The organism is Streptomyces sp. NPDC049887 (assembly GCF_040656535.1).
GTDB lineage: Bacteria > Actinomycetota > Actinomycetes > Streptomycetales > Streptomycetaceae > Streptomyces.
The window spans coordinates 336,119-357,801 of sequence record NZ_JBFAMM010000001.1; the positions used below are offsets into that span (position 1 = coordinate 336,119).

Sequence of the window (21,683 nt, forward strand, 5' to 3'; positions counted from 1 at the left end):
GGCGAGGCGACGTTCCTGGTTCGGTCGGTGACGACCGGGCGATGCGCACGCCTCGATCCCGGTGAACGACGACCACCCGCCGGCCCTGTGGAGGGGGACGCCTGGAGCGTGGACGCCCGGGCTGGGCGGTCGGCGCAGGATCGCCTGGCCGGGAGGAGGGCGGGGCGGGGCGAGTGACGCGTTGCGTACGAAGCTCCGGCACCCCGGTCCCCGGGCGGAGCCGGCCCCTCCCGTCCCTCCGTCCGCGCGAGTAAGCCCAACACCCGCCCGAATCGCCCTGCTCTGAGCGGGAATTACGCGTTGCATTCGGGAACGAGCCCATGACAGCATTCCCTCGTGAGTCAGAACGGGGACGACGCCACAGACAGCACCACAGAGCCCGGCCGGGTCTCGAGACTGGCCGAGTTGGCCAGTTGGACGGCACCCGAACCTTCGCTCGGCGACGCTGGCGACCACACCACGCCCGAACCATCCGGAGAAATACCGGATTCGACTGCGGTGGGCGCCACGGCCGGTGTGACGGCGGACGGCGAACTGAAAGCCGCACGCCGGGAGTTTGCGCGGTTGCTCGGGGAATTCCGGCGCACCGCCGTACTCGTACCGTTCGACGAGCACGACAGTCCGTGGACCGCCGATCTGAACGGCGTCCGCTGGATCTGCGCCTTCTCGAACGAGGAGGCACTGGCACGCTTCGCCCAGGCGCGGGGCGATACGCGCCGTGCGTGGAAGTACCGTACGGTGCTCGGCGCCCGCCTGCTGGACGCCATGGTGCCCCTGCTGCCCGGACCGGGCGGTGTGGCCCTGGATGCGGGCAGCGCCGACGGCATGTTGTTCCCGCCCGTCAGAGGCATCGTGCCCGACGCGGTGGCAGTGGATCTCACGAAGACGGGGGAAGGAAGCGATGAGCGGGCAGAATCCTGATCTCAAGGCGCCGCCGGCGGCGCTCGCGGCCATCGTGAAGGGCATCGACCTCGCCCACTCCGAGCTCAAGGACCTCGGCATGATCGGCGAGGCGACCGCGGGACGCGGCTTCTCGGAACTCTCCCTGTCGGGAGTGGAACTCGGCCACGGCGGTCTCGCCGACGAGTTCGGGACCTTCTGCGACCGCTGGGAGTGGGGCGTCCGGGCGCTGACGCTGAAGGGGAACGGGTTCGCGCAGGCCGTCGGCCTGTCGGCGGGGTCGTTCGCCGAGCAGGAGCAGTACGTCAAGGACTCCATCAAGATCGGCGTGAACTCGCTGAACGGCAACCCCCACCTCAGCGAGGACGAGGTCAAGGGAAAGAGCTGGGACGAGATCAGCACCCAGTCCCCCACCGACGACCCGGACTGGAGCGCCGAGTCCTTCTCCGAGGCGCACCAGGAGGTCAAACAGACCTGGAAGAACACCGGTTACGACGTGGCGGACGCGCAGATGGACGCCTTCGAGCGCCAGGGGCTGATCGACCCCGAGCTGCGTGAGGCGACGGACGCCCGGCTGCGCGAGACGCTGGATCCGTCGCGGGAGACGGTCGCGCAGGCCGAGGAGCCGCGTTGGGGGGAGCGCCGCTGATGGTGGATCTGGGCGACCTGGGGAAGGCCCTCGACAAGGGCATCGACGTCGTCGACAGCGGCATCGACAAGGCCAAGGAGAAGGTCGGCGAGGGCGTCGACTGGACGACCGACCGGATCGGCGAGGGCCTGGAGAAGGTCGGGGCGGACGACTGGGCGGACGGCGTCGAGGACTGGGGCGACGAGACCGCCTCCTCGCTCGGCGCCGACGTGGGCGAGCAGCAGCTCGGGCAGACCGAGGAGGCCAACGAGCTCATCCACGGGAACCCGGAGGCGATCACCTCCACGGTGAAGAACCTCCGCGACTTCCAGCAGGCGTTCGACCTCGTCGGCGGCGGGATGAAGAAGCTCGACTCGACCCACTGGAAGGGCGAGGCGGCGGACACCTTCCGCAAGAAGTTCGAGACGCTTCCGACGGACTGGCTGCACGCCGCCGACGCCTTCGAGGCCGCGGCCAAGGCACTGGAGACCTACGCGAAGGCCGTCACCTCCGCCCAGGGCAGGGCGCGCGAGGCAATCGCCCTCCACAAGGAGGGTGACGCCGACTCCAGGACGGCGGCCGAGGCGTACAACAAGAAGGTCGACGCCTACAACGCCGCCCGCGACAGCGCCAGTCCCCCGCCGAGGCCCGGCCCGTTCACCGACCCGGGAAAAGCCAAGCGGCAGCGGGCACAGGAGATCCTGAAGGAGGCCCGGCGGCACCGCAACGAGGCCGCGGACACCGCGAAGACAGCGGTCACGGCGGCCATGGCCCATGCCCCGAAGGAGCCCACGGGGCGCGACAAGGTCAAGCTCGAGCTGGCGGACTACGGTCTGGCCCAGGGCGTGGAGATGACCCATCTGACCGGTGGTGTCGTCAAGGGGGCCGCCGGACTCGTCAACTTCGTCCGTTCGGTCAACCCGCTCGATGCGTACAACCTGACCCACCCGGCCGAGTACTACAAGGGTCTCAACATGACCCTCGCCGGGCTCGTCTCCACCGCCGCGAACCCCGACCGCGCGCTGAAGAACGCCTGGGAGGCGGCGAAGGGCGACCCGTCGGAGTTCCTGGGGCGCCTCATCCCGGAGATCGTCGGCAGCAAGGGCGCCGGGCTGGTCCGGGGCGGGATCAGGGCCGGGATGAAGGGCGTTCCCGACAGCCCGTCGAAGGTCCGCGACGGGCACACCAAGGACCCCGACAGCACGGGCAAGCGGTGCAGTGAGACCAAGTGCGAAGGAGACCCGGTCGACACCGCGAGCGGCCGCGTCCTGCTGCCGCAGACCGACATCGCCCTCCCCGGCTCGCTGCCGCTGGTGTTCCGGCGCACCTTCGACTCCTCGTACCGGGCGGGCCGCTGGTTCGGCCCGACCTGGTCCAGCACCGTGGACCAGCGCCTGGAGATCGACTCCGAGGGCGTCGTCCTCGCCTGCGACGAGGGCAGTCTGCTCGCCTATCCGCACCCCGCGCCGGGCGTTCCCGTATTGCCCACGCACGGAAGGCGCTGGCCCCTGGACCGTACGGAGGACGGTTACACGGTCACCGACCCCGACACCGGCCGGGTGTGGCACTTCACCGACCACACCGACGAACTGGCACTCCTGGACCGGATCGACGACCGCAACGGCCGCTGGATCAGCTTCGACCACGACGAATCCGGCGCACCGACGTCGATCGTGCACCACGGCGGCTACCACCTGAAGCTCACCACGGACGAGGGCAGGATCACCGCCCTGCACCTCGCCGGGGCGGCCGCCGACGGCTCGGACCAGGAGATCCTCCGCTACGGCTACACGGACGGCCATCTGACCGAGGTCGTCAACTCCAGCGGCCTGCCGGTGCGGTTCGGCTACGACGACCTCGGCCGCATGACGTCATGGACCGACACCAACGGCAGCCACTACGACTACGTCTACGACGGCCTGGACCGGTGCGTGTACCAGTCCGGCACGAACGGCCACGTCGAGTCCCGCTTCACCTGGGACGACACGGACCCGGACACCGGGCTGCGCATGACCTCGACGACCGACGGCCTCGGCCACACCAGACGGCATGTGATCAACGAGCGGCAGCAGGTCGTCGCCGAGATCGACGCGAACGGCGCCGTCACCCGCTTCGAGTACGACCCGTTCAACCGGCTCCTCGCCACCGCCGACCCGCTCGGCCACATCACGAGCACCACATACGACGAGGGCGGCCGCCCGGTGACCGTGCGCCGCCCGGACGGGCGGGAACTGTCGGCCGAGTACGACGGTCCGGGGCTGCCGGTCCGCGTCCGCGGCGCCGACGGGACGGTGGTGCGCCGGACGTACGACGAACGCGGCAACCGCGTCTCCGCGACGGACGCCGCGGGCGCGACGACACATTTCACGTACGACGGAGCGGGTCATCCGACGTCGGTCACGGACGCCCTGGGACACACCACGCGGGTGCGCTGCGACAGGGCGGGGCTTCCGCTGGAGATCACCGACCCGCTGGGCGCGACCACACGCTGCGAACGGGACCGGTTCGGACGGCCGGTCGCGATCACCGACCCGCTGGGCGCGGTGACACGACTGGAGTGGACGGTCGAGGGCAGGCTCGCGCGGCGCGTCGAGGCGGACGGCGGCGTGCAGTCCTGGACGTACGACGGCGAGGGCAACTGCACCTCCCACACCGACGCCATGGGCGGTGTCACCACCTTCGAGTACACGGACTTCGACCTCCTCGTGGCACGGACGGGCCCGGACGGGGTGCGGTACGAGTTCGCCCACGACTCCAATCTGCGTCTGACCCGGGTGACCAACCCGCAGGGCCTGACCTGGGACTACGAATACGACCCCGCCGGCCTGCTGAAGTCCGAGACCGACTTCGACGACCGGACCCTCGCATACGAGTACGACGCCGCCGGCCGCCTCGCGTCCCGCAGCAACGGCCTCGGCCAGCGCGTGCGGTTCACACGCAACGCGCTCGGCCAGATCGTCCGCAAGGACGCCGAGGGATCCGTCACCACGTACGAGTACGACATCTTCGACGAACTCGCCGTGGCGACGGGCCCGGACGCGACGCTGACCCGGCTCCGCGACCGCTACGGGCGGTTGAGGTCGGAGTCGGTGGAGGGCCGCGAGACGACGTTCGCGTACGACACCCTGGGCAGGCGGACCGGACGGACGACGCCGGGCGGCGCGGCCAGCTCCTGGTCGTACGACGCGGCCGGGCACCGCGCGGAGCTGACGACCTCGGGACGGACGATCGGCTTCGACCGTGACGCGGCCGGCCAGGAACTGGCCCGCCGCATCGGCGGGACGGTCACGCTCCACCACGCCTTCGACCCGATGGGCCGGCTCACGGACCAGCACGTCATGGGCGCGAGCGGCAGCCTCCAGCGACGCGGCTACTCCTACCGCGCGGACGGCCACCTCGTCGGCGTCGACGACCGACTCTCCGGAACGAGGACGTTCGACCTGGACGCCGACGGACGCGTCACCGCCGTCCACGCCGCGAACTGGACCGAGCGCTACGCCTATGACGCGGCGGGCAACCAGACCGACGCGTCCTGGCCCGCCACGCACCCCGGCCAGGAGGCGACGGGCGCCCGCGCCTACACGGGCACCCGCATCACCCGCGCCGGCAACGTCCGCTACGAGCACGACGCCCAGGGCCGCGTCGTACTGCGCCAGAAGACCCGCCTGTCACGCAAGCCGGACACCTGGCGCTACGCATGGGACGCCGAGGACCGGCTCACATCGGTCACCACACCGGACGGCACGGTGTGGCGCTACCGCTACGACGCGCTGGGCCGCCGCATCGCGAAGCAGCGCCTGGGCGACGACGGCGTCACGGTGGTCGAGCGGGTGTCGTTCACATGGGACGGCGCGACGCTGTGCGAACAGACGACGGAGTCGGTGGACCTGCCCCATCCGGTCGCGCTGACCTGGGACCACGACGGCCTGCACCCCCTCGCCCAGACGGAACGCATCCTCCCGTCGGACTCCTTCCAGGCCTCGCAGGCGCCCCAGGCGCCCCAGGCGTCCCAGGCCTCGCTGGCCTCGCAGGAGGCGATCGACGAGCGCTTCTTCGCCATCGTCACGGACCTGGTGGGGACGCCGACCGAACTCATCGACGAGTCCGGCGAACTGGCGTGGCACACCCGGAGCACGCTGTGGGGTACGACGACATGGGCGCGGTCGAGCACGGCGTACACGCCACTGCGGTTTCCGGGGCAGTACTTCGACCCGGAGACGGGGCTGCACTACAACTTCCACCGGCACTACGACCCGGAGACGGGGCGGTACCTGTCGGCGGATCCTTTGGGCTTGGCTCCGGCGCCAAACTACAGTACTTACGTTCACAATCCGACGGGCTGGGCTGACCCACTGGGCCTAGCCCCATGCGAGCTGGGGCTGAGTGATGCGGCTCAAAGGTCACTCGAAAAGCTGGAGAACATCAAGAAAGACCCCGTTGGCGAGATCAATTCCCAACCCAATCACAATCATTACGACGCAGCGCGACGCGAAGCGAACGGCGAAGTCGTGGCCCGAAAGCCCGATGGAACTCCCTTCGACCACATCGCCGATTTGAAGCAGGCCAGGAACGGCCTCGACAAGATTCGAAAAGTCCTTGAACTGGAAATAAAACAGCTACCCGACACCCTGACGGATCGCGGGCTGGATGTTCTCATAAGCAAGCACAGCGAAGTCAACAGAATGCTCAACAAGCTGAACGGCTTTCTCCACTCGATCGGGCATCGATGAAGGATGCCTACCTTTGCCGTACCCAAGACACCAAGAGACAATGGCAGCGAGGTGCTCGTGAACAATTCAATTGATCGTCAACGCTCACTGGAAGAACTCGAGGGGCGGCGATGGCCGGAGCCTTCACTTGACGCCACGGGCCTGGTGAAGGCGGTTCACGCACTGCGAGCTCGCCCGATCGGAAGTCTCAGCGTTGAGGAGCTACGGCGCCTGATCGGACAAAACGTCGGATTGCCTTATCTAATTCCGCTCGCTTTGGAGATCCTCCGCGATACCGCACCAGCACAAGCAGCCGGCGGATTCTACGATGATGACTTGCTATCCGCAGTCCTGACTGTGGAACCAGCCACTTGGACGCGCATGCCGCAATTCGCACAGGAGCTCAAGACCATTCTGGCAACCCTCACCGATCTGTCACCGTATATCGAATCGGACATTCAGGTGTTCCTGCAGGCGACGTCTGAATGATCCGGAGTTGATGGAGATCCCGCCTCCACGGGAGGGTCGCAACAGCGGATCTACTGAAGAACAGCCCGTCTTGCCAACGGAGCGGTCTGCCACGCCCCAGGCTGCGGCGAGCGCGGACACGACGAGCAGGCCACGCCCCGTTTCGGAGTTGAGGGACGGCGCTCCGAGTGCGGTCGGGAGTCGTTCGGCGCGGGTGTCGGAGACCTCGATGGGGAGGATCGCCCCTGTGAGCAGCAGGCGCAGTTCGAAGTCGCGGCCGGGGACGCGGCCGTGGGTGACCGCGTCCGCCGCGAGTTCGGCGACGATCAGTGCGGCGACGTCGGAGAGTTCGCTGCCGTACGGGATGCCCCAGTCGTCGAGGCGGTGGACGGCCAAGCGCCGGGCGAGGCGGGCGCCTCGACGGGTGGCGCTGAGGCGTTGGGTGAACTCGACCGTGAGGGTGGCGGTTTCGGCTTTCATGTCACTGAGCGTGTCCGGTCGCGAGTACCCTGACCAGGAGTGACGATGCGACGGAGCGTAGCCGTACGAGCACGGCCGGGGCACTGTACGGGGCGTCGACCGTGACCAGTGCGGCAGGCGAGGGCGGTACGGGGTATGGCGGAGGCGGGACACGAGGAGCGGCCGGAGCGGCCAGTGGAGGAGGACGGGACCGCGCTGCTCTTCAACTCGCTCGGCAAGCAGATCAAGGTGTTGCGCGAGGCAGCCGCACTCAGTCAGCGGGAGCTGGGGGCGGCAACGCACTGCGGCGAGGCGCTGGTCTCCTCCATGGAGCGCGGGGTACGAACGCCGCAACCGGCGTTCCTGCTGCTTGCGGACGAGGTGCTGGGGGCGCGGGGTGTGCTGAAGGCCGCGATCCCGGATGTGGAGAAGGCGCTGACGAGGGCGCGGACGCGGCATCCGGACTGGTTCCGGGATTTTGCCAAGGCGGAGGCAGATGCTGTCGCACTCCACGAGTACTGCAATCAGGCCATCCCGGGACTTCTTCAGACCGAAGAATACGCGCGGGCCATCTTCGCCCAGCGACGACCACTCCTGGACGAAGCGACGATCGAGAAGCGCGTGGCCGACCGACTGGCTCGACAGCAGATCTTCGAGCGCTGGCCGGCGCCGACGTTCAGTTTTGTGGTGGAGGAGTCCGTACTCCAACGGCCGAACGGCGGACCCACTGTCCACGAGCACCAGTTGCGTAGACTGCTGCGTGCCGGGCGCCTGCGGACCGTGGAGCTTCAGGTAATGCCTACCGCTCACGAGGAACACCCGTGCATGGACGGCGCGTTCACATTGCTGACTCCCAAGGGGCGGCATCAAGTGGCATACACCGAAATCCAGGGATATCCACGGCTGATCACTGCCCTGGAAGAGGTCCGCGTCTTCTCCGAACGCTATGGGATCATGAGGGCACGGGCCCTGGCGCCCTTGGAGTCCTTGTCCCTGATCGAGAAGATGCTGGGGGAACTTCGATGAACACCGAGCAGCTCCAGTGGTTCAAGAGCAGCCACAGCGGCGGGGAAGGCGGTACCTGCGTCGAAGTCGCCTACGCCTGGCGGAAGTCCAGCCACAGCGGCGGGGAAGGCGGCGCCTGCGTCGAGGTCGCCGCTTGTCCCACCACCGTCCACGTCCGCGACTCCAAGAACACGGACGGCCCCGTGCTCACGTTCGCCCCCGCCTCCTGGGCCTCGTTCGTGTCGTTCACCCAGGACTGACCCACAACTGCGCCACCCGTACGCGCGCCCGCCCAGGGGGGAGGGCGCGGAAGAGGAGGGCCGCGGCTCGGCGGGCAGGGTCGGTGTCACACGTACTTCCCGTACTCGTCCAGCACCCGCAGCACCTCCCCCTCCCCCGCGGGCGGCAACTGCAGTACGACCTCCTCGCAGCCGAGTTCCGCGTAGCGCTCGAGCTTCCCCGCCGAGGGGAGGACCGCGTACGGGACGACCTGGAGGGTCTTCGGGTCGCGGCCCGCCTGTTCCCAGGTCTCCCGCAGGACCGGCAGCGACTCCGTGAGGCCCCGGCCGCCGATGGGGAGCCAGCCGTCGGCGTAGTCGGCGATGTGGGAGAAGAGCTTCGGGCCCGCCGCGCCGCCGACGAGGGTGCGGGGTGCGGGCCCGCTCGCCGGCTTCGGGTAGGCCCAGGAGGCGCGGACGGATCCGAAGTCGCCCTCGTAGGCGGTCGGTTCCGCGGCCCACAGGGCGCGCATCAGGTGCATGCGGTCGCGGCTGAGGTCACGCCGCGTCGACCACTCCACGCCGTGGTCGGCCGCTTCCTCCCTGTTCCAGCCGAAGCCGACACCGAGGGTGAAGCGGCCGCCGCTGAGGTGGTCGAGGGTCGCGATCTGCTTGGCGAGGGCGATGGGGTCGTGCTGGGCGAGGAGCGTGATTCCCGTGCCGAGGCCGAGGGTGGTGGTGACCGCCGCGGCCTGACCGAGGGCGACGAAGGGGTCGAGGGTGCGGCCGTACTCGGGCGGCAGGTCGCCGCCCGCCGGGTAGGGGGAGGTCCGTTCGACCGGGATGTGGGTGTGCTCGGGCACGTACAGACCGGCGAAGCCGCGTTCCTCCAGTTCCCGCGCCAGCCGCGGCGGGGTGATCGTCTCGTCCGTCAGGAAGATCGTGGTCGAGATCCGCACAGCGGCTCCTCCGCCCTCGTCGGCTGTGGTGGTGGCGGGGCCCAAGCTACGCGCTGCGGCGCGAGATTCCGAGGGCCCGGGACCGGACGGGGGACGGCGCGGGGCCCCCGCATGAGGGAGGGTGGAACGCCATGTCCCGGTCATCGGACGCTCCCCGCCCCTTGCCGAGGCGTTCACGGCCGGGTACGAGGTTGAGGACACCAGGCACGTGACCACTCCTGCCCCTCTCACCACCCCCGGGGAGCCGACGGCATGGGCATCGAGGACGACGCGGACCTCAGCAGACGCGGACTGTTCGTGACGGGAGCCGCCACCGCGCTTACTTTGGGCGGTGTGAGCTTCGCCGAGGCAGCGGGCACCGCGGCCGGACAGAGCACCGAGGTCGTGCGCGGCACGCTGCCGCCCGGCTCCCCCGACTTCGTGTACCTGCCCGTGGAGGTGCCGCGCGGGGTCGCGGAGATCAGGGTGTCGTACGCCTACGAGAGGCCGCAGGTCCCGGCGGGGACGCAGGGCAACGCCCTCGACATCGGCATCTTCGACGAGCGTGGCACCGCGCTCGGCGGTGAGGGTTTCCGCGGCTGGTCGGGCGGGGCGCGCGGCGAGTTCTTCATCCGGGGCGACGAGGCGACGCCGGGCTACGTCGCGGGGCCGGTCCGGGCGGGCACGTGGCACATCGCGCTCGGCCCGTACACGATCGCGCCGCAGGGCCTCGCGTACACCGTGACCGTCACACTCACGTACGGGAAGCCGGCGCCGACGCCGAAGCCCGTGTACCCACCGGAGCGGGCGAAGGGCCGGGGCCGGGCCTGGTACCGGGGCGACTGCCATCTGCACTCGTGGTACTCGGACGGCCGCCGCACCCCCGACGAGATCGCGGCCCTCGCCCGCGCCGCCGGGCTGGACTTCGTCAACAGCAGCGAGCACAACACGCACGCGGGGCACGGGGCGTGGGCGAGCGCCGCCGGGGACGACCTGCTGGTGCTCCTCGGGGAGGAGGTCACCACCCGCAACGGCCACGTCGTGGCCCTCGGCACCGATCCGGGCACGTTCGTCGACTGGCGCTACCGGGCCAGGGACAACCGCTTCGGCCACTACGCCCGGGCGATCCGCCGCGCCGGCGGCCTCGTCGTGCCCGCGCATCCGCACGCCACCTGCATCGGCTGCAACTGGAAGTTCGGCTTCGGCGAGGCGGACGCGGTGGAGGTGTGGAACGGCCCGTACACCCCGGACGACGACGTGTCCCTCGCCGACTGGGACAGCACCCTCGTGGCCGCCGTACGCTCGGGCGGCCGCTGGACCCCGGCGATGGGCAGCAGCGACGCCCACCGGGATCCGGACGCGGTGGGCACCCCGCAGACCGTGGTCCTCGCCGACGACCTGACGCGCGAGGCGATCCTGGACGGTCTGCGCGCGGGCCGCTCGTACGTCGCCGAGTCGTCGGCCGTGTCGCTGTCGTTCGCCGTGTACGGGGGCCGGGGCCGGCGTGCGGGCATCGGCGAGCGGCTCCGGGTCGGCGCCGACGACCCGGTCACGGTCCGTCTGGAGGTCACCGGCGCCCCGGGGCGAACCGCCCGGATCGTCACCGACCAGGGGGTGCTGCACTCGGCGACGCTCCCGGCGGAGGGCACGGGCACGGTGGAGTGGCGTACGACGGCGGCGTACGCGGCGTACGTCCGCGCGGAGGTGCGCCACCCGGCGCTCGTGCCGATCCCGGGCTTCCCCGGCCCGCTGGCCGCGTTGACGAACCCGGTCTTCCTGGGGCGCCAGGGGTCTCCACCTGCTGGTCCTCGAAGTCGGGTAAGTGAGCGTAACCATGTATGAGTGAGTGTCGTTGTCAGAGCGTGAATCTGACGGAATGGGCGAAGACGCAGGGCGTGCATCCGCAGACCGCGTATCGCTGGTTCCGTGAGGGGACGTTGCCGGTACCGGCAATGGGGTCTCCCCTGCTCGAACGAAGTTGAGAGCTTGGGGAAGGGTCGGGCCACGCACGATCCTGGTGAACGTCGAGGCGAACACCACGCCCGGGGCCATCGGCGGTCTGGGCCTGTATGCCCGCGTGTCCTCGCACGATCAGAAGACCGATCTGGAAGGCCAGGTCGCTCGGCTGTCGGCGTGGGCAGCGAAGGCCGGTCACCCAGTCGTTCGTGTTGAGGGGGAGACCGCTTCCGGGATGAACGGCTGCCGTTCCAAGGCCCGGCGTCTGCTGGCCGACCCGGACGTGACCTGCGTGGTGGTGGAGCACAAGGACCGGCTCGGCCGGGTGAACGTCGAGCTTGTCGAGGCCGCCTTGTCCGCGACGGGCCGTCGCCTGCTGGTGCTGGACAACGGCGAGGTCGAAGACGACCTGGTGCGGGACATGGTGGAGGTGCTGACGTCGTTCTGCGCCCGCCTGTACGGGCGCAGGTCAGCGAAGAACCGCGCCCGCAAGGCACTGGAGGCCGCCGAACATGGCTGACCTCCGCCCGATCGCCGCGCCATTCGTTGCTCTCGGCCCGTCCGGCGTAGCGATCCGCACCCGGTTCAAGGGCCTGACTGCCGACGATGACAAGGTGCTGCGGGCCGTGGGCGTGCACCTCGGCTCGCTGGCGTCGAAGGATCTCAAGCGCAGGTGTGCTGACGGACTGGAGCACTCCACCGAGACGTGGGCGGCCCGTAAGCGGGAGCTGACTGAGGATTCTTCCTCGCGCTGGGCGGGGAGCATCACGAAGGCCACGCACGATCAGTGGGCGCTGTCCCGCAGGGCCCAGCTGGCGCACATCCAGGGCCTGGAGGCCGGTATCCGCACGGTCGCGCACCGCCTGTCACTGCCGGTCGGGGAGAAGGGCACGAAACGGGCGCCGGGCGGTTACCGCACGAAACAGGAGTGGTTCGTCAAGACACGGCGCCTGCACCTGCTGGAAGACCGGCTGGAACGTGAGCAGGCCGACCGTGAAACGGGGCGTGTCCGCGTCGTACGCGGCGGGAAGAAGCTGGCCCTGGGCCGGCATAACCTCGACGCCGCGCGGCTCACCGAGGATGCGTGGCGGCAGCGCTGGGAAGCCGAACGCTGGTTCCTCGCCGCTGACGGCGAGTTGGGCAAACGCTTCGGCAACGAAACGATCCGCGTCACCCCGGACGGCCAGGTCAGCATCAAGCTGCCGACGCCGCTCGCGCACCTGGCCAACGCCAGGCACGGCCGGTACGTCCCCATCGGCACCGTGCAGTTCCATCACCGGGGCGATCAGTGGGCTGACCGCGTGGCCGCGAACCGTGCCGTCGCCTACCGCATCCACCTGGACGTGGAGCGCGGACGCTGGTACCTGACCGCGTCGTGGACGATCCCGCCAGTCCAGACCGTGCCCCTCACCCAGGCCCGCACCGGGGGCCTGATCGGCGTCGACACGAACGCCGATCACCTCGCCGCGTGGCGGCTCGACGCCCACGGCAACCCGTGCGGCGAGCCCCGCCGCTTCTCCTACGACCTGTCCGGCAACACCCGGCACCGGGACGCCCAGGTCCGGCACGCCCTCACCCGCCTGTTGCACTGGGCCAAGCGGTACGGCCTGTCGATCGCGGTAGAAGACCTCGACTTCGGCTCGGAGAAGACCCGGGAGAAGCACGGACGGCGTAAGCGGTTCCGCAGGCTCATCTCCGGCATGCCCGTGGCCAGGCTGCGAGCCCGGCTCGTGTCCATGGCGGCCGAACTCGCCATCCCCCTCGTCGCCGTGGACCCGGCGTACACCTCCCGCTGGGGCGCTGAGCACTGGCAGAAGCCCCTGGCCTCGAAGAACCGCAGGACCAGCCGACACGACGCGGCAAGCGTCGCGATCGGACGACGCGCCCTTGGACACCGTATCCGGCGACGGACGGCACCGCCCCACGACGACCAGAGCGATCGTCGTGGACATCGGACCGCCCAGGCCGGACACCGTGACCGAGGGCGTGAGGAAACCCGCCCCCGCATTCCCGGACCACGCACACGATGCGTGCCACCGGACGCGGAGCGAACGCGGGCGACCAGGACACCCAAGACCGTTCGGGATGTCCGCAGTGACCAGGTCTGGATCCAAGACTCACTCCTGCCCACTGAATAGGAACGGTAGGCCGGCGTCACGGGCCGAGCCGGGCGGGCCGCCCGGCCGGACGTCATGCCACCCAGCCGCCCGTGGTCCCCAGCACCGCGGAGCCGTCCAGGTCGTTCAGCTTCATGCCGGTGAAGTCGCGTGCCCAGTCGGAGGTCTGGAGGCGGAACGCGGGGCGGTCGGCCGTCAGTGCCTCCAGTACGGCCACGGCGGCCTCGTCCTGGGTCTGGGCGCCGGTCAGGAACCGTGCCACGGTGCGGTTGACGTAGGCGTCCAGGGCCGGGGCGTAGGGGCCGGCCGCCGCGATCTCGGCCTCCAGGTCGAGGCCGACGTTGTTGACGAACTCTGTCGCCACGGCGCCCGGTTCGACGACGGACACGCTCACGCCGACGGACGCGGCGACCGGCGCCAGGCTCTCCATGTAGCCCTCGACGGCGAACTTCGCCGCGCAGTAGGCCTCGTTGAAGGGCTGACCGACGACTCCGCCGACGCTGGTGACGGTGATCAGACGGCCGCCGGTGGCGCGCAGATGGGGGAAGGCGGCCTTGGAGACGTTGAGGACGCCGAAGAAGTTGACCTCCATGACCCTGCGTACGTCGGCGACGGTCTGGTTCTCCAGCGTGCCGAGCTGCCCGGCGCCCGCGTTGTTGATCACGGCGTCGAGCCGGCCGTGGTCGGCGATCACCCCTTCGACAGCGGCGGTGACGGACGCCTCGTCGACGACGTCGAGCTGCCGGATGTCGAGCTCGACCCCGGCCTCGGCGGCCGCCTTGCGGAGAGCGTCGGCGCGGCCCGGGTCGCGGAGGGTCGCGACGGTGCGCCAGCCGGCACCGGCCGCTGCGACCGCGGCGGCCAGGCCGATGCCGGAGGAGGTACCGGTGATGAGGACGACCTTGGGTGTGGTGGCGGGGGTGGCGGAGGAGGACATGAGGGTTCCTTCGGAAGTGGAGGGGATGCACACCGATGATTCATGTGTGTGCACACACCTTAAGCATTGTGTGTGCACACACGCAAGCCGGTATGATCGGAGGCATGGCGACCAGGAAACTCACCCCGGCGGAGATGCCCGAGGCCGACCACGCCTTCTACGGCCTGGTCTGGGCCGGGACCGTGCTCACCGAGCGCGTCGACCGCGCCCTGTCCAAGGCCCACGACCTGCCGGTCTCCTGGTTCGAGGTGATGCTCTGGCTCGCGAGCAGCGACGAGCCCGTCGCCGCCTCCGTACTCGGCAACAGCACCATGCTGAGCCGCAGCCAGGTCTCCCGCGTCCTCGACGCACTGCAGACCCGCGGGCTGGTCTCCCGCACACCGTCGGCCAGGGACGCCCGATCCGTCGAGGTCGCGCTCACCGCCGAGGGGCGCCGGGTGTTCGAGGAGGCCGACGCGACCCGGCGCGCATGCCTGGCCCCCGTCTTCACCGATGTCCTGGACAAGCAGGACATGGCGGCCCTGGGCGCGATCTGGCGCAAGCTCAAGGCGCACAAGGACGCCTGACGGCACGGCCGAGGAGGCCGGGGCCTGCGCCGCCCGGGACCGGGCCCCCTCTCCGCGCCTTCTCCGCGCCTTCCGAAGCCCACAGAGGCGCCCCGCACCCCGCCGCACGTTCGAGGAGCACCGCGCCCCGCCGCACGTTCGAGGAGCACCACCGGGCGGTATGCCTGAGTCGTACCCATATCTGCGCACGGGCTGCCGTCCGGCTCCTCGCCGGGGCCCGAGGGCATTCCAGGAGGCCGGATGTCACACCCCGTCAGCTCTTCCGCCGCGCCAGGGCGGCCGCCGCGGCACCGCCTGGTGGACACCCCGGGCGGGCGCATCCATCTGGTGGAACAGGGCTCGGGACCCCTGGTCCTGATGGTCCACGGATTCCCCGAGTCCTGGTACTCGTGGCGCCACCAGCTCCCGGTGATCGCCGCCGCGGGCTATCACGCGGTCGCGATCGACGTCCGCGGCTACGGACGGTCCTCGAAACCGGTCCACCGGGAGGCGTACGGGATGCTGGCCCATGTCGCCGACAACGTCGCGGTGGTGAAGGCACTCGGCGCGGAGTCCGCGGTGATCGTGGGGCACGACTGGGGCTCGCCCATCGCGGCGAACACCGCCCTGCTGCGACCTGATCTCTTCACGGCCGTGGCGCTGCTCAGCGTGCCCTACGCACCGCGGGGCGGTGGCCTGCCTCCCACGGAGGCGTTGGCGCTGCTCGGCGGGGCGGAGGAGTTCTACATCCAGTACTTCCAGGCGCCGGGCCGGGCGGAGGCCGAGATCGAGCCGGACGTCAGGTCCTGGCTGGCCGGGTTCTACGCCGCCGCCTCGGGCGAGGTGAAGCCCTCCACCGACGGTCCGCGCTTCTCCGTCCCGCCGGGGGGAAGGCTCTCCGACCGGTTCCCGAGCGGCCCACTGCCGTCCTGGCTGACCGAGGACGATCTGGACTTCTACGCGGGCGAGTTCGAGCGGGGCGGCATGACCGGCCCGCTCAACCGCTATCGCAACATCGACCGGGACTGGGTGGATCTCGCGGCCTGGGACGGTGCGCCGATCACCCAGCCGTCCCTGTTCATCGGCGGGGAGCACGACGGGCCCACCCTGTGGATGGCGGACGCCATCAAGGCCTACCCGGCGACGCTGCCCCGCCTGGTGTCCTCCCACATCCTGGAGGGCTGCGGTCACTGGGTCCAGCAGGAACGGGCGGACGAGGTCGGCACGCTGCTGGTGGACTGGCTGCGATCCCTCCCGGGCGGCCCCGGGCAGCCCTGAGAAGGGCGCCGAGCACCGGAAGGGCGCCGAGCACCGGAAGGGCCCGGCCCCGGCCCCGGCGAGCGCCGGGGACGCGGGCCGGCCCTTCGGGGGCATACCGTCCGGGCCGGGGAGACCCCAGGACCACCGGCGACCCGGTCCGGGTCCCGGCCACGGAGCACCGCGACTCAGTCCGGGATCACCAGCGACGGGGTGTCCTTGGTGAGCACTTCTCCGCGGAAGAACGCCGGGCTGCGCCGCTGCATCACCAGCATGATCACTCCGCCGAGCAGCAGCAGGCCGACGCCGATCACGAAGACGGAGCCGACACCGAAGACCGCGGAGCCGGATCCGTAGGCCGGGTCCCACATGTCGAAGAGCGTCTTGCCGAAGACGGCCGAGAGCAGCACCCCGCCGAGGGCGGGGAAGAGGCCCTTGAAGGCGAAGTCGCGGCCGGAGCGGAAGAGCTCCGCGCGGAAGTACCAGACGCAGGCGAAGGCCGTCAGCGCGTAGTAGAAGCAGATCATGAGGCCGAGCGCGTAGATGGTGTCGACCAGGACGTGCTCGCTGACGAGCGTCATCACGGTGTAGAACGCGCCGGTGGCGACGCCCGCGACGACCGTGGCACGGCCGGGGACCTTGAAGCGCGGGTTGACCTTGGAGAAGGACTCGGGCAGGGCCTCGTACGAGGACATGGCGAGCACGGTGCGGGCGACCGGGATGAACGTCGTCTGGAGGCTGGCCGTGGCCGAGGCGAGCACGGCGACGAAGAGCGCGACGCCGAGGAGCGGGCCCATGACGGGACCGGCGAGCGCGGCGAAGACGTTGTCGGAGGTGTCCGGGTTGGCGAGGCCGAGGCCCTTGTCGCCGGAGCCGACGGCCATCTGGGCGGCGATCCCGGTGGCGAGGTAGGAGCCGACGAGGACGACCATGGCGATGAGGGCGGCGCGCCCTGGGGTCCGGTCGGAGCCGGTGGTCTCCTCGTTGGTCGACAGGCAGGCGTCCCAGCCCCAGTACATGAAGATCGACAGCGACAGTCCGGCGGTGAAGGCCGCGAAGGACTGGACCGCGAAGGGGTTCATCCAGGACCAGGAGAAGTCGACACCGGTGTCGAACGCGCCGCTGCCGGCCTTCTGGAGGGCCATCGCGACGAACACGGCGAGGACGACGAGCTGGAGTCCGACCAGGGTGTACTGCACTCGCTTGGTGGCGGTCATGCCGCGGTAGCTGATCGCGGTGGCGACGGCGATGAGGACGAGGCAGGTGAGGATGTGGACGGCCTTGATGCCGTCGAGGGCGGCGACCGACTCGCTGCCCGTGATCTCTCCGGCCAGCAGCCAGAAGTACGAGGTCGCGACGCCGGCGAGGTTGGAGAGCACGATGATGGTGGCGATCACCAGGCCCCAGCCGCACATCCAGCCGACGCGCGGGCCGAAGGCCTTCACCGTCCAGGTGAAGGAGGTGCCGGAGTCCGGCATCGCCCGGTTCAGCTCGCGGTAGGCGAAGGCGACGAGCAGCATCGGCAGGAAGCCGGCCAGGAACACGGCGGGCATCTGCAGCCCGACCTCGCCGGCGGTGGAGCCGAGCGTCGAGGTCAGGCAGTACACGGGGGCGACCGTCGAGATACCGATGACGGCACTGCCGAGGAGGCCGACGGAGTTCTTCTCCAGCCCCTTGGCCCGGACGCCCCCTTCGGAGCGTCCCCCTACCGTGTCTCCGACCTGGGGCCGCGTCTCCAGCTGAGTCATGGAGAGGACGTTAGATGCTGCGGTTCCCGTATCCGGAGGCGTCAGCTTCGGATACGGGACCTTGAATACCTATTCACCGCGCGACATACGCCACGGATTCAAAGGATTGGAAACTGAATCCCTCCACATTCACAGGCACCGAGCAAAGTGTTCCGGATTGCGAAAACCGCAGCCACGTCCGATTTGCCCCGGTTGGAAAATTTCCCGTGAGCTTCATCGCCCGGCCCACGGCTCACCCACCGGGCCACACGATCGCCTGCAGCTCGCTGTAGGCGTGGAGCGCGTACGAGCCCACGTCCCGACCCACCCCGCTCTTCTTGAAGCCGCCGAACGGCGCCTCCATGTTCCGGCCGACGGTGTTCACGCCGACCCCGCCGGCCCGCAGCCGCCCCGCCACCCGGAACGCCCTGGCGACGTCGCCCGACCAGACGTAGTCGATCAGTCCGTAGTCGCTGTCGTTGGCCAGCGCCACGCCCTCCTCCTCGTCGCCGAAGGGCACCACGACCACCACCGGGCCGAAGATCTCCTCCCGGACGACACGCATGCCGTTGCCGCAGTCCGCCAAGAGCGTCGGGGCGACGTAGTAGCCGCGCGCCGGGTCGGGGCGCTCCCCGCCGACGACCAGGCGCGCGCCCTCCTTCCTGCCCAGCTCGATGTACGACTCGACCCGGTCGCGGTGGGCGGCGGAGATCACCGGGCCGACGACGGTGTCCCGTTCCGCCGGGTCGCCGACCTTCAGCCTGCCGGCGAAGGCACCGAGCCGCTCGACCAGCCGCTCGTACACCCCGCGCTGGGCCAGCACCCGGGTCGGCGCGGTGCAGATCTGGCCGCTGTAGAAGGCGAACGTCGTACCGATGCCCAGGACCGCGGAGTCGAGGTCGGCGTCGTCGAAGACGAGCGCGGCGCCCTTGCCGCCCAGCTCCAACAGCTGCCGCTTCATGCTCCGCCCGCACACTTCGCCGATGCGCTGCCCGACGGCCGTGGAACCGGTGAAGCTGACCATGTCGACATCGGGCGAGTCCACCGCGGCCTCGCCCGCCTCCGCACGGGAACCGCTCACCACGTTGACCACCCCCGGTGGAGCGCCCGCCTCCGCCAGCGCCTCGGCCATCCGGTAGACCGACAGCGGGTCCTGCGGGGCCGGCTTCACCACGACGGTGTTGCCCATCGCCAGTGCCGGGGCGACCTTGCCCGCCGCGTTCGCCCACGGGTTGTTGTACGAGGTGATGCAGGTGACCACGCCGACCGGGCGGCGCGCGGCGAGCGCGCCGAGGACACCCGCCCGGCCCATCGGACCGGCCTCGTTGACCTGCGGCGGCAGGCCCTGCTCGACGGGCTCCAGCGCACCCCGCGCGTACCGGCGGAAGCGGGACAGACCGACCGCGACCTGCATGCCCCGAGCGGTGCCCGTGGTGGCGCCCGTCTCGCCGCGGGCCAGCTCCGCGTACGCGTCGAACTCGCGCTGGATGACGTCCGCCGCCCGGTCCAGGACAGCCGCCCGCTGCTCGGGGGCCGTGCGCGACCACGCCTCGAACGCGTCCCGGGCGGCAGCGGCAGCCTCGTGCACCTGGTCGCGGCCGGCCTCGGGCGCGAGGCCGACGACCTCTTCGGTGGCCGGGTCGATCACCTCGTAGTGGCCGAGGTCCGGCTCCACCCACTCCCCGCCGATGAAGAGCCGCTGCTCGGGAATCGTCCGCGGCACGGCGGACCGCCCGGCCACCCGGCGCCCACCGGTCACTTGCCACTCACCGGTCACTTGCCGCCCACCGGTCATTCGGTGCTCACCGGTCACTTGGTGCTCACCGTCCTGGTGTCACGGCCCGAGCGCAGCACCCGGCCGGGCACCGCTCCGGTGACCCGGTCCTCGCGGATCGCCTCGACCCCGTTGACGCGCACGGACACGACCCCCAGCGCGCGCGAGTCCAGCCGCGGGCTGTCGCCGGGCAGGTCGTGGACGAGGGTCGCCGGCCCCGCGTCGATCCGCTCCGGGTCGAAGAGGACCAGGTCCGCGTGGTGGCCCTGGACGATCCGGCCGCGTTCGCGCAGCCCGAAGAGCTGCGCCGGGTCGTCGGTGAGCATCTTCACCGCGGCCTCCAGTCCCACGAGCCTCCGGCCGCGCAGACAGTCGCCGAGGAACCTGGTCGTGTACGGCGCACCGCACATCCGGTCCAGGTGCGCGCCCGCGTCGGAGCCTCCGAGCAGCACGTCCTCGTGCTGCCAGGTCTCCGCCCGCAGCGCCCAGCTGGCGGGGTCGTTGTCGGTGGGCATCGGCCACAGGACCGTGCGCAGACCGTCGCCGGCGCAGATCTCCACCAGGCACTGGAAGGGGTCCTGGCCCCGCTCGGCAGCGATGTCGCGCACGACCCGCCCGGTGAGGCCCTCGTTCCCGGCGGAGTAGGTGTCGCCGATGACGTACCGGTCGAAGTCGGCGAGCCTGCGGAAGACGCCCGCCTCCCTGGAGCGGGCGCGGCGCAGCATCTCCGCGCGGACGTCCGGGTCACGGAGCCTCGCGATCCGCTCCGGGACGGGCAGCCCCAGGATCTCGCCCCAGCCGGGGATGAGGTTGAGGGCGCAGAAGGTGCCCAGCGACATGTTCATCGGGGTGAGGATCGGCATGGTGAGGGCGACGATCCGGCCGCCCGCGCGGCGGGCCCTTTCACTCGGCACGAGTTGGCGGGGGACGCGTTCGGGTACGGCGGCGTCGACGGTGAGCACGTTCCAGTTGAGCGGCCGGCCCGCGGCGGCGCTCATCTCGACGAGCAGGTCGATCTCCTCCTCCGCGAACCGGTCGAGGCAGCCCGCGACGATCGCCTCGAGCTGGGTGCCCTCGTGCTCGCCGACGGCACGGGAGAGCGCGAGGAGTTCGGCGGGCTCCGCGTACCGGGAGGCCACGGGGTTGCCGTCGCCGTCGGAGTGGGTGGCCGACTGCGTCGTGGACAGCCCCCAGGCACCGGCGTCCATGGCGTCGTGGAGGAGCGTGAGCATCTGCCGGAGCTGCTCCCCGGTGGGCCGGCCGCCGATCGCGTCCGGGCCCATGACGTGCCGGCGCAGCGCGCAGTGGCCCACCATGAAGCCGGCGTTGACGGCGACGCGGCCGTCGAGCGCGTCCAGGTACTCGCCGAAGGTGTGCCAGTTCCACGGCGCCCCCTCTTCGAGGGCGACCAGGGACATGCCCTCGACCTTGGACATCATCCGCCGCGTGTAGTCGGCGTCCTCCGGGCGGTCGGGGTTCAGCGGCGCGAGGGTGAACCCGCAGTTTCCGCCGGCGACCGTCGTCACACCGTGGTTCAGGGACGGAGTGGCGTACGGGTCCCAGAACAGCTGGGCGTCGTAGTGGGTGTGCGGGTCGACGAAGCCGGGCGTGAGGACGAGCCCGGTCGCGTCCTCGGTGGTCCTGGCCTCCTCGGTGGCGGTGCCGGGTTCGGCGATGACGGCGATGCGGCCCTCGCGGATGCCGACGTCGGCGGAGAAGGCGGGGGCGCCGGTGCCGTCGACGACGGTCGCGCGCGTGATGAGGTGGTCGAGCATGGTCGTCCCTTTCGCGTGCGGGGGCGCTGCGCCGGCATCGGGGTAGGGGCGTCGGTGCCGTGGGCGTCGGGCGCCGGTGCGGTCGGCTGGGGCGGTACGGTCCGATCGGCCTCGGCTGGGGCGGTGCTCGGGGTCGCTGTCGGCCGGTGTGGGCCGGTGATGTGGTGGGCCGGTGGTGCGGTGGACGGGTGGTGCGGTGGGCGGGTGGTGCTGTCCACGGGGCGCGACGGACGGGGATGTGGTGGGTACGGGCGTGGCCCGGTCGGGGGC

16 protein-coding genes and 1 pseudogene are annotated in these 21,683 nt (G+C 70.6%); 11 read left to right on the forward strand and 6 right to left on the reverse strand.

Translation table 11 applies throughout. The features are described 5' to 3' along the window. Positions 1 to 336 precede the first annotated feature (336 nt). From AB0J10_RS01430 to AB0J10_RS01445, 4 genes are read left to right on the forward strand one after another with little or no spacing between them, the layout of a single operon-like run. Positions 337 to 921, forward strand: a complete 585-nt coding sequence (locus AB0J10_RS01430; protein WP_363056554.1) for an SseB family protein — start codon at positions 337 to 339, stop codon at positions 919 to 921. After that, complete coding sequence (locus tag AB0J10_RS01435) at positions 902 to 1,549, forward strand: hypothetical protein (RefSeq protein WP_363056556.1); 648 nt, start codon at positions 902 to 904, stop codon at positions 1,547 to 1,549. Before AB0J10_RS01430 ends, AB0J10_RS01435 begins: the two co-directional genes overlap by 20 nt. Continuing rightward, on the forward strand, positions 1,549 to 6,258 hold the full coding sequence (locus AB0J10_RS01440; protein ID WP_363056558.1) for a putative T7SS-secreted protein: 4,710 nt from the start codon (positions 1,549 to 1,551) through the stop codon (positions 6,256 to 6,258). The genes AB0J10_RS01435 and AB0J10_RS01440 overlap by 1 nt, the downstream gene beginning before the upstream one ends. Positions 6,259 to 6,309: 51 nt before the next feature. Next, entirely contained in the window at positions 6,310 to 6,726 is a 417-nt protein-coding gene (locus tag AB0J10_RS01445; protein WP_363056560.1) for a contact-dependent growth inhibition system immunity protein, read from the forward strand. Here the strand turns inward: AB0J10_RS01445 and AB0J10_RS01450 are convergent. After that, positions 6,673 to 7,185 carry an ATP-binding protein gene (locus tag AB0J10_RS01450; RefSeq protein ID WP_363056562.1) on the reverse strand — a complete coding sequence of 171 codons (513 nt, stop codon included), beginning with the start codon at positions 7,183 to 7,185 and terminating at the stop codon, positions 6,673 to 6,675. The two genes, AB0J10_RS01445 and AB0J10_RS01450, sit on opposite strands and share 54 nt — an antisense overlap. A 135-nt stretch (positions 7,186 to 7,320) precedes the next feature. On the opposite strand from AB0J10_RS01450, the gene AB0J10_RS01455 reads away from it, so the two are divergent. After that, complete coding sequence (locus AB0J10_RS01455; RefSeq protein ID WP_363056564.1) at positions 7,321 to 8,190, forward strand: helix-turn-helix transcriptional regulator; 870 nt, start codon at positions 7,321 to 7,323, stop codon at positions 8,188 to 8,190. After that, entirely contained in the window at positions 8,187 to 8,429 is a 243-nt protein-coding gene (locus AB0J10_RS01460) for a DUF397 domain-containing protein (RefSeq protein ID WP_363056566.1), read from the forward strand. The genes AB0J10_RS01455 and AB0J10_RS01460 overlap by 4 nt, the downstream gene beginning before the upstream one ends. A gap of 86 nt (positions 8,430 to 8,515) precedes the next feature. Here AB0J10_RS01460 and AB0J10_RS01465 read toward each other — a convergent pair whose 3' ends face one another. Further along, positions 8,516 to 9,346 (reverse strand): LLM class F420-dependent oxidoreductase, encoded by an 831-nt coding sequence (locus AB0J10_RS01465; protein ID WP_363056568.1) that lies wholly within the window; start codon positions 9,344 to 9,346, stop codon positions 8,516 to 8,518. Between the two features lie 252 nt (positions 9,347 to 9,598). Between AB0J10_RS01465 and AB0J10_RS01470 the strand changes: the two genes are divergently transcribed. The 3 genes and pseudogenes from AB0J10_RS01470 (at position 9,599) to AB0J10_RS01480 (ending at position 13,419) form a co-directional block, all read left to right on the forward strand. Next, complete coding sequence (locus AB0J10_RS01470; protein ID WP_363056570.1) at positions 9,599 to 11,167, forward strand: CehA/McbA family metallohydrolase; 1,569 nt, start codon at positions 9,599 to 9,601, stop codon at positions 11,165 to 11,167. Positions 11,168 to 11,187: 20 nt separating this feature from the next. Beyond that, a pseudogene (locus tag AB0J10_RS01475) lies at positions 11,188 to 11,801 on the forward strand (IS607 family transposase). Next, a complete protein-coding gene (locus AB0J10_RS01480) occupies positions 11,794 to 13,419 on the forward strand; it encodes an IS200/IS605 family accessory protein TnpB-related protein (RefSeq protein WP_363056572.1) in 1,626 nt (541 codons plus the stop codon). Before AB0J10_RS01475 ends, AB0J10_RS01480 begins: the two are co-directional and overlap by 8 nt. A gap of 52 nt (positions 13,420 to 13,471) precedes the next feature. Here the strand turns inward: AB0J10_RS01480 and AB0J10_RS01485 are convergent, their stop codons facing one another. Continuing rightward, positions 13,472 to 14,335, reverse strand: a complete 864-nt coding sequence (locus tag AB0J10_RS01485) for an SDR family NAD(P)-dependent oxidoreductase (protein WP_363056574.1) — start codon at positions 14,333 to 14,335, stop codon at positions 13,472 to 13,474. Positions 14,336 to 14,439: 104 nt separating this feature from the next. On the opposite strand from AB0J10_RS01485, the gene AB0J10_RS01490 reads away from it, so the two are divergent. Beyond that, positions 14,440 to 14,901 carry a MarR family transcriptional regulator gene (locus AB0J10_RS01490; protein WP_363056576.1) on the forward strand — a complete coding sequence of 154 codons (462 nt, stop codon included), beginning with the start codon at positions 14,440 to 14,442 and terminating at the stop codon, positions 14,899 to 14,901. 240 nt (positions 14,902 to 15,141) lie between these two features. Next, on the forward strand, positions 15,142 to 16,158 hold the full coding sequence (locus AB0J10_RS01495) for an alpha/beta hydrolase (RefSeq protein WP_363056578.1): 1,017 nt from the start codon (positions 15,142 to 15,144) through the stop codon (positions 16,156 to 16,158). 167 nt (positions 16,159 to 16,325) lie between these two features. On the opposite strand, the gene AB0J10_RS01500 is transcribed toward AB0J10_RS01495, so the two are convergent. The 3 genes from AB0J10_RS01500 to AB0J10_RS01510 all read right to left on the reverse strand — a co-directional run bounded on the left by AB0J10_RS01500 (position 16,326) and on the right by AB0J10_RS01510 (position 21,413). Next, positions 16,326 to 17,885 carry an APC family permease gene (locus tag AB0J10_RS01500; RefSeq protein ID WP_363056580.1) on the reverse strand — a complete coding sequence of 520 codons (1,560 nt, stop codon included), beginning with the start codon at positions 17,883 to 17,885 and terminating at the stop codon, positions 16,326 to 16,328. A 232-nt stretch (positions 17,886 to 18,117) separates the two neighbouring features. After that, positions 18,118 to 19,575 (reverse strand): aldehyde dehydrogenase family protein, encoded by a 1,458-nt coding sequence (locus AB0J10_RS01505; protein ID WP_363056839.1) that lies wholly within the window; start codon positions 19,573 to 19,575, stop codon positions 18,118 to 18,120. Between the two features lie 98 nt (positions 19,576 to 19,673). Then, positions 19,674 to 21,413, reverse strand: coding sequence for a D-aminoacylase (locus AB0J10_RS01510; RefSeq protein WP_363056582.1), 1,740 nt, complete (start codon positions 21,411 to 21,413; stop codon positions 19,674 to 19,676). Between the last annotated feature and the right edge of the window lie 270 nt (positions 21,414 to 21,683).

Excerpts from the sequence above, each read along its gene's own strand:
- AB0J10_RS01435 (WP_363056556.1), top strand. The coding sequence starts at position 902 with ATGAGCGGGCAGAATCCTGATCTCAAGGCGCCGCCGGCGGCGCTCGCG.
- AB0J10_RS01485 (WP_363056574.1), bottom strand. The coding sequence starts at position 14,335 with ATGTCCTCCTCCGCCACCCCCGCCACCACACCCAAGGTCGTCCTCATC.
- AB0J10_RS01455 (WP_363056564.1), top strand. The coding sequence starts at position 7,321 with ATGGCGGAGGCGGGACACGAGGAGCGGCCGGAGCGGCCAGTGGAGGAG.
- AB0J10_RS01460 (WP_363056566.1), top strand. The coding sequence starts at position 8,187 with ATGAACACCGAGCAGCTCCAGTGGTTCAAGAGCAGCCACAGCGGCGGG.
- AB0J10_RS01510 (WP_363056582.1), bottom strand. The coding sequence starts at position 21,413 with ATGCTCGACCACCTCATCACGCGCGCGACCGTCGTCGACGGCACCGGC.
- AB0J10_RS01500 (WP_363056580.1), bottom strand. The coding sequence starts at position 17,885 with ATGACTCAGCTGGAGACGCGGCCCCAGGTCGGAGACACGGTAGGGGGA.
- AB0J10_RS01490 (WP_363056576.1), top strand. The coding sequence starts at position 14,440 with ATGGCGACCAGGAAACTCACCCCGGCGGAGATGCCCGAGGCCGACCAC.
- AB0J10_RS01495 (WP_363056578.1), top strand. The coding sequence starts at position 15,142 with ATGTCACACCCCGTCAGCTCTTCCGCCGCGCCAGGGCGGCCGCCGCGG.
- AB0J10_RS01440 (WP_363056558.1), top strand. The coding sequence starts at position 1,549 with ATGGTGGATCTGGGCGACCTGGGGAAGGCCCTCGACAAGGGCATCGAC.
- AB0J10_RS01480 (WP_363056572.1), top strand. The coding sequence starts at position 11,794 with ATGGCTGACCTCCGCCCGATCGCCGCGCCATTCGTTGCTCTCGGCCCG.
- AB0J10_RS01470 (WP_363056570.1), top strand. The coding sequence starts at position 9,599 with ATGGGCATCGAGGACGACGCGGACCTCAGCAGACGCGGACTGTTCGTG.
- AB0J10_RS01450 (WP_363056562.1), bottom strand. The coding sequence starts at position 7,185 with ATGAAAGCCGAAACCGCCACCCTCACGGTCGAGTTCACCCAACGCCTC.